General features: G+C 34.1%; 9 protein-coding genes. All 9 read right to left on the reverse strand.

Features of this window, described 5'->3' with window-relative positions; all coding sequences use genetic code 11:
* Positions 1–160: 160 nt before the first annotated feature.
* Positions 161–436, reverse strand: coding sequence for a hypothetical protein (locus tag KHM83_RS16425; RefSeq protein WP_213238137.1), 276 nt, complete (start codon positions 434–436; stop codon positions 161–163).
* 129 nt (positions 437–565) lie between these two features.
* Positions 566–1354, reverse strand: coding sequence for a hypothetical protein (locus tag KHM83_RS16430; protein ID WP_213238138.1), 789 nt, complete (start codon positions 1352–1354; stop codon positions 566–568).
* 134 nt (positions 1355–1488) lie between these two features.
* Positions 1489–1674 carry a hypothetical protein gene (locus KHM83_RS16435; protein ID WP_213238139.1) on the reverse strand — a complete coding sequence of 62 codons (186 nt, stop codon included), beginning with the start codon at positions 1672–1674 and terminating at the stop codon, positions 1489–1491.
* A gap of 159 nt (positions 1675–1833) precedes the next feature.
* Entirely contained in the window at positions 1834–4491 is a 2658-nt protein-coding gene (locus KHM83_RS16440) for a DUF4062 domain-containing protein (RefSeq protein WP_213238140.1), read from the reverse strand.
* Positions 4492–4559: 68 nt separating this feature from the next.
* Positions 4560–6719, reverse strand: coding sequence for a hypothetical protein (locus KHM83_RS16445; protein ID WP_213238141.1), 2160 nt, complete (start codon positions 6717–6719; stop codon positions 4560–4562).
* Positions 6720–7196: 477 nt separating this feature from the next.
* A complete protein-coding gene (locus KHM83_RS16450; RefSeq protein WP_213238142.1) occupies positions 7197–8330 on the reverse strand; it encodes a hypothetical protein in 1134 nt (377 codons plus the stop codon).
* A 256-nt stretch (positions 8331–8586) separates the two neighbouring features.
* A complete protein-coding gene (locus tag KHM83_RS16455) occupies positions 8587–9021 on the reverse strand; it encodes a hypothetical protein (RefSeq protein ID WP_213238143.1) in 435 nt (144 codons plus the stop codon).
* 15 nt (positions 9022–9036) lie between these two features.
* Positions 9037–9612, reverse strand: a complete 576-nt coding sequence (locus tag KHM83_RS16460) for a hypothetical protein (RefSeq protein ID WP_213238144.1) — start codon at positions 9610–9612, stop codon at positions 9037–9039.
* 48 nt (positions 9613–9660) lie between these two features.
* Positions 9661–10749 carry a hypothetical protein gene (locus KHM83_RS16465; protein ID WP_213238145.1) on the reverse strand — a complete coding sequence of 363 codons (1089 nt, stop codon included), beginning with the start codon at positions 10747–10749 and terminating at the stop codon, positions 9661–9663.
* Positions 10750–10835: the final 86 nt, after the last annotated feature.

The raw sequence follows: 10835 nt of genomic DNA on the forward strand, positions 1-10835 counted from the left end.
TGCTATTGTACGTATTTGTGATGCTATTTCGCGAACGGACTTATAACTCGTAGACGATGCTCATCGGTGAAACGGTGATGCTCAAATGCGGATTGATGCTGCCCTGACAGCGAAATAATCACTTGAATGGCTTACAAAAATCATATTTATCCTCTCCGTATTAATTATCTATGTATTTGACATATTCACTTATCGAAAATATTTCACTTTCAGGGTCTATCATGATATCTGGCTCTGTCACGTGGTTATGTAGATTGTCAACTTGTATAATCTTTAATGCTTCCATTTGATCATCAATAATTAATGCATTGTCTATTAATAATGTTGTGTTTGGAAGTTCATCCCGAACCTTAGATAACAATGCAATTAAAGTGTTTTTCTTCTCTTCAGAATAATTTGCCACATGTACAAGTACTGGCATCCCCCTACTTTCCATTGCGCCCCCAATTAAACATATTTTAACCATATACAAAAAATTATAACATATGCATCATACGATACATATGTTATATCTGAATTTTCTAAATATTTTTAGAAAGAATGTTAATTTCTTACTAATCTGTCGCTACTTCAAATGTTCTATGCTCACTTTGTCAGTTAACCTTGAAAAACTTAAATCAATATTATCTTCTTCCACTAACCAACAGTATGCCGTTGTTTTAGATGCATATCCCCATGGTTCATAGGTTTTAGTATACGCATTGTAAAGCTGGGAAGATTCAAACGTAACATTTTTCAAATACGAGCCATCTGTATAGTCATTGCCATCAATTCTTGGCACTAGAGAAACAAATCGATAAAATCTACACCATGCATAGCCATCTTTAACAGAGAACATGTCATCTGTATTGTAGGTTAAGGTTTCAGTTCCGATCTCTTCACCACGATCATCTAGGAACTGATACCAACCCACAACATCAACACTGCCGTCACTTTGAGGCTTAACCGCTAAAGTGATTTTTACATCCTCGGCATCTGGGTAGGTTTCACTAGACCAATGGAGTGCCTGATCGCTATTGCTGTAGTACATGGGTTGCCAGCCATTCCCTTTATTACCAAGTCCCATATCGATACCACCATAAGTACCTAATACACCCACTGAAATAAAGGCATTGCGTTCTTCTTGATTAAGTTTTACTCGACTTAAATCAACTGATGTAAATAGCTCCGTATATTTGTATGACGCCAATGCCTGCAAATAATAATGCGCTCCAAACCCTTTTTCTAAAAAGGTCTCAACATGTCCATCATTATCTAACCCTTTTAGAATATCGTAGTTATATTCACATAGCGTATTCTCTTCCGACTCGCCTTCTATAGCAATTTTAAAATACTTTGTTTCCTGAGAAATCAATTCTGAATAACAGGCATCTTTCCATGCCGAAATCCAAATTTTATAATTTCCTGTCCCACTTAAATCTTTTTCATCAATATAGAGGCGCGACCGTCTTAAATCCTTAAACTCTATTTTCTCGCCTGTGTCTTGATTTAAAATTGCAACCCAATAGTATTTTCTTTTACTGACAGCTCTCCATCAAGGTCTAGTTCATCTTCAATGATAAAATAACCACCGGCGTAGTCGTTCTTGACCTTCATACCAATCGTTGTACCTGCAAACGACATGTCACCGCCGAGAATAGTAATCAAACAAAACAATAAAAACACTCTTTTCATGACTTCCTCTTTTTATAGCTTCACATGCTAAACACTTTTAAATTGAACAACTTCTTTTTACAATTTGGTTATAGCAGATTATAAAAATACTCTTTTTAGGGGAGAAATTTATGTAAAAGATATCTCTTATATTTTCAAGAGACCTCTTTTGGGCTAAAGCTATTCGTATTCATTTAAGATTGCGACGTATTCGTTTTCGATGAAATCAAATTCAGCTTTAGTTGCGACTTTTTCAGCGACTGATATGAGTAATTCTAAGAGAAATTTGTAGTTTTTAAGAAACTTTTCTGGTTGCTTAATTAATAGATTTTTATAAATTTTTAAGCTTTCGAGCCTATGTTTTAGTTCGTTTGAAAAGTCTTCTGATTGACTTAAATATTGTGAATTACTATGGTGACAAACCGCTAGATTGTGCCACGTCGTCCATAAGGATGGATAATCCTCGCCATAAGTTGATTTTTCTTTTTCTGCTACTTTTTCATACAGGGCAATCGCTTCGTCATATTGGCCTTTTTTTTCAAAAACATACGCTTCTGCTGATAAAGCTACTAAATCTTCTTTACTTTGATCTCCATAATTTTTTGCACATAGCTCCTCATAAGTTTTTGATAAATCAGAAGCCTCATTTAACAAGCCAAATTGATTCATATACCTAATTACTCTTACTACATCCGTTACATTTTCTTGTTCAGAAAGCGCCCTCAATATGTCTTTATCCCAACGGTTTTTTTTCATCATCAACCCAAGGCTCATCTCATAATACTGCTCCTTGCAAGAAACATTAAAAACATCTGCCCTTGATAGAAGTGACTTTAGACCTAAATCATCTTTTAGAGTATTATACTGATAAATTACTTCCTTCACACTCCTATTAGTTTTTGGTTGATCGATAAAAAATAAGATAATCTGTCTTTTAAGGTTATTAATTTCTTTTTCTGATAGTATTGTTTCAATCGTTCTTAGGGTATAGGCATGGCGCCACTTGTATCTCCCATTGTCCTCAATCATAAAATGTCTTATTGAGCCTAATAGAAGATCCATATCTATAACATCTAGTGTAATGTTGAATTGTTGTTTTAATATACTCATCAATTCTACCATTGTAATACCATATTCTGAAACATATATAAGACCGATCACAATCTGAATCAGCTGCTTTCCATAAATTTCAATGCGCTTGTTAAAAACAGCAATCATAAAATCTTCAATATTTATAACCGTAGAGCCCTTTGAATCTTTTGTGTAGTCATTAATCACAGACATCAAATTGTCATGTTTTGAGTAAGTAACGAGTTCATGCAATAAATAAGATAAAAATAGTGGATTTGATTTTAACTGATTATCAACACTTAAAACGCTTGATAACATTTCCTCTCGTATATGTGGTTTACCATATTTTTTCATAAACGTTTCTTTGATCAGTGCTTCCTGCTCCTCTAGCGTCATAGGATAAACATCAATAATTAGGCTTTGCTCTCCGATCATGAGTCTTTGTAGTTTGTCCATCTTATCATTGTTATCAGAAGCAATACTGATGATGATTTGAACGTTACTTGGGAGTCGTTCAGGCAGCCAATTAAAATTAGTATCATCCAGCTGATTAATACCATCTAAAATCAGTACTAGGTCCATATCACCGCCTTCAAGGCGACTAAGCCAATTTTTAAAAGTTCCAATTAACTCAGCGCGCTCATAAGGTATTTTTTCACTTGAAAATCTAATGTACCGATGCTGTAAGTCTATTAGAATCTTGGTGATATATTTTTCGAGATTAGCAGAAGCATTTTTCTCAACGTAGTATCCTAATACGTCTACTTCATCTGAATTCAGCAGGTCGTAATGCCACTTTGCAAGCACTGAGCTTTTACCCATACCAGACGCTCCTATCGCTATGGCGTATGACTTAACGGACTCATAGAATTCATTTAACTGCATTTCGAGCGCTCTTCGGGGTATGTAAGATTTTAATTGTTTACTTAGATAACCCTGTGTCATTATTTTATGGCACTCTAAAAGGTCTAGCTCATGAGGATATTTCTCTTCAATCATTTTTTTAATGTCATCAATCAATTGATTTTTTAGTGCTTCAGTATCTTTAAAAACACGACAGCATGCCTCATATTTTTTATGTATTTTATTTCTTAGGCTCTCTTGCAATACTTTCTGCTGTGGGGACTCTAAATAATTTTTATATTTTTGCTCGATTTCTTGTTGTGATAATGGCTGATCAATTGTACGTTCTAATAATTCATAGCGAAATGTTTCAAGATCTACAGGATATCGCTGGTCGTCCGTTAGGTAAAAGAGCACATGGGGATTTAATCTTTTATCAACGCCCAACATGAATTCTATTTCAGTAATTGATTTCCTTTCAGAGATAGACTTTTGAACAATTGCTTTATGGAAAGGACTGAATGTATTTTCATCAATTGCTGATAGATCCTCTTCTGTTGGGCACCAACCATATCTATTTCCCAAAAGACCTATAAAATATGGTGCACATGTTTCGATGGATTCTAAGCAGGCTTTAATCACCTTACCATTTTTGATTTGGTTTCCCTCTTGGTCAAAATCTGCATTGACACCTAATCTTAGATCTACCACATTTAACGTTACACCTCTTTTTTCAGCAAATGTCTCTACACTCAATATCCCTTCCTTGATGGCGTTGCGCTCTGCTTCTAAGTCCTCAAAAGTTGAGGATAAGAAAAAAACCATTTCTCTAGAATTGGGGTCTCGTAGTTCATCCTCTGGATTAACTTTGTTTAGTATTTGGTTGAGATTATATATTTCTTTCATTTTTTCAAATGTTTTCATTTGTATAGGTCCTTTTCCTCTATATTGAAAGTGTACTATTGTTAATCATAATATTTTTTTGGGGAGAGCTATTTTTTTAAACCTGCATGTTCATATGAAACTGATTTGATGCATTTAATCAAGTGATTTTCATATTTCTGCCTAGTTCTCGTCAAAAATCCTTCGCTGAGCATTGGCATTACGTATCTTTTATGCAACTCTCGATGTTCCATATCTAAATCATCCCATTTTTTCATAGAAGGGTTCATATTCAATAGGCTATTCTTGATTTCAGCATAAACGTACCCTTGTAATGAACGTTCATTAAACCAACGGTTATGTTCTGTAATAGAGAGATATTCTGTAAATTGATTTTCTAAACATTCCTTTGTACCACAGTTAAAATCAACACAATCAGCTAACGAATCCATTAAATCATAGATAAATTCAGTGTGAAGCACACTCATTAATGAAGAATCCTTAAACAATTCAGGTAGTTTGTCTAGGCTCGCGACTTCAAACTGATGGTTTGCATTGATTTTTGTATTGGTCATATAATTGATAAATACATCAATTGCTTTTGGCCCGAATTGTTTGTAAAAGGCGTCGAATTGAATTATTAGATCCGTTACGCGGCTAATATAAACTGCTGGATTACATTCTTTACCCAAAGAACCTTGTGTGATGATTGCGTTGATATAGTTGGTCAGAATCCCATATTCAGAATCATTACCTTTTGTTGTCACAAAAATTTCCTCTGTATTTTGAACAATATTTGTTTGACACGCTTTTTCGATAATCCTTCTAATTTCTGGTTCACTTGTGCTGCTAATATAAAACTGTTTAATGTGTGCTAACTCAGTTACAACTTTATCGGGTTTAATTGGTACTACTTTAAAATGCTCAGGATTTATACCAATATTGATATTATTCAGAATTGCTTCATCAGACATGTCACACACATTATAATCCAAGTAATAGACTGTATATGGCAACTGAGTATTGTAAATCGCAATTCTTGATATTTCGAAAAATGTTCTACGCAACAACTGCCGCGAACCGGCAACTAATATATTGATATCTTCTAGTGATGATTTAAACTTCTCAAAAGTAATTTTTTCATGTTTTGCCACATCTGCATCATCACAAAAAATTATTTTTGAAAGTGATGAGCCAATTTTGCTACTGGCAATCATCTGTCTGATTGAAATATCATAGGGGTTAATAAAGCAGGTATTAAACTCTCGATTGATTTGATTAAATGCAGGATCATAAGAATAAAAATTTCGCTCTTCATCTGTTTTATACTGAATATAACACAGTTTACTCTCCCCATTTCCAGCGCCCCAAGTTTTTTTGATAATTGCCTTAATCTCTTTTTTTAGATTTCCAGCATCTTTATTCTCACATTGAACTTGTGCCTCAAGGATATCCTTTTTCATCTGAAAAGCAAGCTTTTCGCTTTTTGTCCGGTAATAATTTTTGTAGATCATTTTAGCAATTTGGACATTTTTTTCAGTTAAATCACATAAAAGATAAACTGTTTTTGCGTTTGAGATATTACAAGCTTCTAAACTCTTAATCAATCGTTTATCATCATAAATGTTAATATAAACATGTGGAATTTCACCGTCCTGATTTACTTTTGAAAAATCAATGATATCTGTGTACCCAATAACGACTTTTTTATTAAAAGGTGCTTTTCTTGAAAGTGTTTTGGCTAAATCGGTAATATAGCCTTCAGGTCGGTCAGAAATAATCACAACATCTTTATAAAAGCTCCGAATTAAAAAATAGCGCAACTTTTGATGCAATAAAACAATGACAATTGAACCGGAAGCAACAAATAGTGCTAAAAAACGTCCTACACTCAGCAAATGGTTTATTTCGATTTGTTCATCAATATGCCATTCTCCTAAGAAAAGCAGCATTGCACTGTAAATAGCATCTTGAAAAGCAATCTTTACTTCTAATGTTAAAATAGCAATCATATTGATGAAAAAAGTGACAACCCATAAGCTTACCAAAATACGTTTTTCAATCGATATTCGTTTGGCAAGTATTAAAATGATATATTCAGCAGCCGCAAACACAAGTACAAAGAATATCAATGGATCTTTTCCCATTCTTAACATTAACGGTATTTGATAGAACCAAACCATGCCACTCATCAATGCTAAGCAAAAAATATAAATAGTGACTGATATGCCTTTATGTAATCCCATGTCCTGATTATTATGTTTATCCATCTTAACCGCCCTCCTAATATGGTACCATTTCACTTTATACTAAGATCGCATTCATTTTCTTTATACATTTCACAAGCTGTCTTGTATAGTACAATTCATCAAAGTGGTAACTTCGCATTATAATTCCCCAATATTTATATTATTACATAAATTTAGCAATTTTACATACAAACGCCTAAATAATAAATTGAGGTAGTAACAATTTAATAGGCATTTGCCACTACCTCATGTTTGATAATATTTCTAGATGTTGTAAGCATCACAACAAAGTTTTCATTGTTCGTAAATTTGCCAAAGACACCCAACTAACACTTTGCAATGTCGTCATCATTCTCTACACCTTCTCCAAACCGTTTAGTATACCATTTTATGATTGATTTAATCCTCACAAAATAATCTTTACAGTGGTTCAGTTATTAGTTAACAGGTCATTGAATTTAAAAATAATAGAGGTTACTTATGAATGTCTATTTAGAATCATTCATAGTATCTGAATAATCCTTTGTTCAAACTTATTATTTTAATTGCTTCTTCAAAACTAGAGAACTCTTTTATAGATGCACATGATTTTAATCCAACTAATGACTTAGTATTGGTGAATGCACCATTGTCATGAGTATCAATCACCTCTATCTTACCCGATTCAAATTTATTTACATATAGTGTATGTCCAGCCGGGAAGTGTGGCGTTCCTGTTGCTATACGTATGAATATTCCCTCCGGGTGCTTTATCAGTAAATTGTTGAGGCGCTGTTCAAAGCTTGAACTCGAGCTTGGAATAGCTTCAGAAGAAATGCTATATTTATTTTTTTCTGTCACAGGCATTACTTTAGTAGGATTAAACCATACGGTATAACCATTATTTGAGTACACTTGTCTTGGCGTAATTTGATAACCAACTAGGTTGGAAAGAAGGTTTGATGCAGAGATAATATAACAGCTACTTTTAATAGTAAAGCCTTGGTAACCAACCCCCATCACATAAGGTGTGTACTTTTTCAGATTACCCATATAGACATATTTCCCCACATAATTGCTTCGATTGTGAAATCTGGCGATGATCCCAAAAGGATTTCCTGTATCTGCATAAATCACTTTGCTTATAAAGAGTGGATTATAACGAGTGTATGCAATAATGGGGTACTTATTACCTGTTAAATCATATGTGCGCGGATATGATCGAATCGGTGCGTCATTAATTGGCTGATAAAAACCGGTTGCATCTTTGTATGAGGTATATTTCAAGTCATTCATTTTAATATATGTGTCATTGTATGTTTGCCCATATGGCGTGCTAGAGATGTATTTTATTGCTTTTATACTGACATACTTATCTTTTAAGAGCGTTTTACTGCTAGGAATAGGTAAATAGCTACCCATTGTATAAATATTTGATTGCCTAATAGCAATGTAATTTCCTGGGGGATATACTGTTGCAGCATAAGATGAACTGTTGATGTTAATAAAAATTACACTGAGGACAAATAATAATAACAATTTAGTAATCATCAGAATCCTTTTTTCCGTTGAAGTTTTTCCATATCTATCATTACTTTGAACTTGACAAAAATTATGATAATGACACTTTATCTTGAATAAGTTTTCAAACATAGTAACCTCCTTAATAATAAACACACACATGTGAACATCAACAATCTATCTTACGAATGGCCTTCGATAGTATTATTATAACTAGTTACAACAATTCCAACTTTAGGGGGAGGTTTTTAATAAAAAGGACCCTCTAGTATGTTCAGGGAGTATACTCTATTGCTTTATTATTGCCTAAATTCTAAATATCTAGCAATCAATATTCTAATAGCAGTAATCAAAGTACTGCTTCCTTTAACTACTGCTATTTTAGTTGTTACTTTGAGATCATAATCTGTTCAATCTCATGTTGCATCCAATCAATAAGTTGCCACTGTTCACGGTACAAGTATTGCTTGATACTAACTGGTAAAACATTGGATGTTTCTAGCTCTTGAAAAGGTTCAAACATATTTCGTGCCTGTTCAAGATACATCTCATTTTCCTTTTCTAATGCATCAAACACCCTGTTTTGAATCAAATTACTTTTTGAGCGATTAACTCGATCAACTTTTACAACAAGGTACTGTTTATGCGACTGAAATTCAGATAATATTACTTTGATTACTTCATAAAAGTTATTTAAAAAGGTTTGCAATTCCTCTTTACTAAAATATTTTAGTTCCAATTCCCACCCATCAATTCTTTCTAGTATAACCTCACTAGTGGGTATTTTAAATTCTTGGTGACCTTCATTTAATGTCGATGCCATTTACTTGCCTCCTTTTTATAAGGCTTGGTATTTTTGGTTTTCAATGAGGTTGTAGTATTCCATAAGCAATTTATCTATGCCGTCATAGTAGTAGTCAATTTTCTTCTTAAGCGATTCAAGCGCTTTCGATTTCATATACTCATTTTTATAAGTATAGATACGCTCTTCAAAGCCTTCGATAAGTACTTGAAATTCATCCTCTTTTTCATCAATTGCCTGCAACGCATTTGATTCATTTTGTTTAAATGCTCGAGTGAGTTCTACTTGTAGTGTAGCGTTCATTTGCATTAACCGCTGCTCCATGGTTTTTTGAAGGCTTTTTACCCTTGCTTGCTGGATTACTTGCATTTCGTTGTTTTGCGCCTTAAGTTCATCCACCATCAATTCGATTTCCGCATTGTCGACAACTTGCGTTTTTCTTCGGTTGAGCATTTTGGATACAATACCGACGTTTTTTTCTCGAAATTGTCGTAATAACATCTGCGTATCATTCGTACGCGTTTGGATAATTCTTGATGATTCTGACACCGTGTTTTCCATAGCGTCTCTTGAAGACATATCTCTTTGATCCAACACTCTAATTTCTGACATATAGCATACTCCTTTCATTATCAACACCCTTTGGTGTAACATCACTTCTTATGAATCTTTCTTAAGTTTTCGACTTTTAAAATCATCTAAAATTGTCACGATATCCGTAATGAGATTTCTGTCCAGATCCTTTTCAATTTCATCTCTGAACTTGTGCATATCGCGTTCTGTTTTGAGGGTATAGTTCTCATATTTGTCCTCGACCACATCTGCTTCAACCGCTTGTTCAAACATTTTTAAATCACTGTCATACTTAATCATGTCCATTGCACGTCTAAAGTCTAACCTGTTTTTCTTCATTTCAATTCTGTATTCCAAGTCTTCTTTGGCAATCTCTTGAAGTGGGATTACAAAAGGCACTAAGGCACCTGCAATATGATTAAACAGAACGTACATAGTCAATTCAAGAACTAGCGCTATTAACCCTACCAATACTAAGACCCACCATGAATAAGTCGTTTCAACATTGAAACTCATGTTGATTGTCTCTTTAAAATTTTCAAATAGGGCTACATTTTTGTGTATGTTTCCCTCAAAGGTATCCTTGGATAAAGAATCAAGAGTCGCTTCATAATCTGAGTTAAGCGCATCAAGCCTTTCATTATGTGCGCTAACCAGCGCACTTTGTTCTGCCAAGAGCTGCATATAACGTTCACCGATGCCGGTAACTCTTTCCTTTTCTTTTTCTTCCTCAAGCTGATTGTATTGGTCCAAATAACTATCATTTTCAAGCTTCACTGCATTTTCATACTGGTCTTTGGCAAGTACTTGACTCTCAGCTAAAATCTCATCTACATTTTGATTGAGCATCACACCCGAAATCGTTATACAGGTAAAAAGTGCTGCAATCCCAACTAGAAAGAGGCGCCATACGACGCTTATAAACTGCATCGCACCATCCATCTGCTTTGTAAATCGTTCGATAAAAATACTGGAGATCTTCGCCAAATCAAGTGCAATCCCAGCAAGTAATGGGATATATGTATTTGGAAAAATACTATCCACCACAAATACCGTTGTTGAAACGCTGATTAAAAATGCTGCGATGCCACAAACCAACAGAATAACCCATATTCCCAATTTGATGAATTTTGCAAAAAACAATATGGGTGAAATGTCCATAAGCCTTCTTCTCATCCTAACTACCCCTTTCTAAATCATTTAGATTTACGTTTAAAAACCTCTTAAAACTACTTACACGATTAGTCTTAGGATTGACCTTC

It is taken from the genome of Fusibacter paucivorans, assembly GCF_018390735.1.
Taxonomy (GTDB): domain Bacteria; phylum Bacillota; class Clostridia; order Peptostreptococcales; family Acidaminobacteraceae; genus Fusibacter; species Fusibacter paucivorans.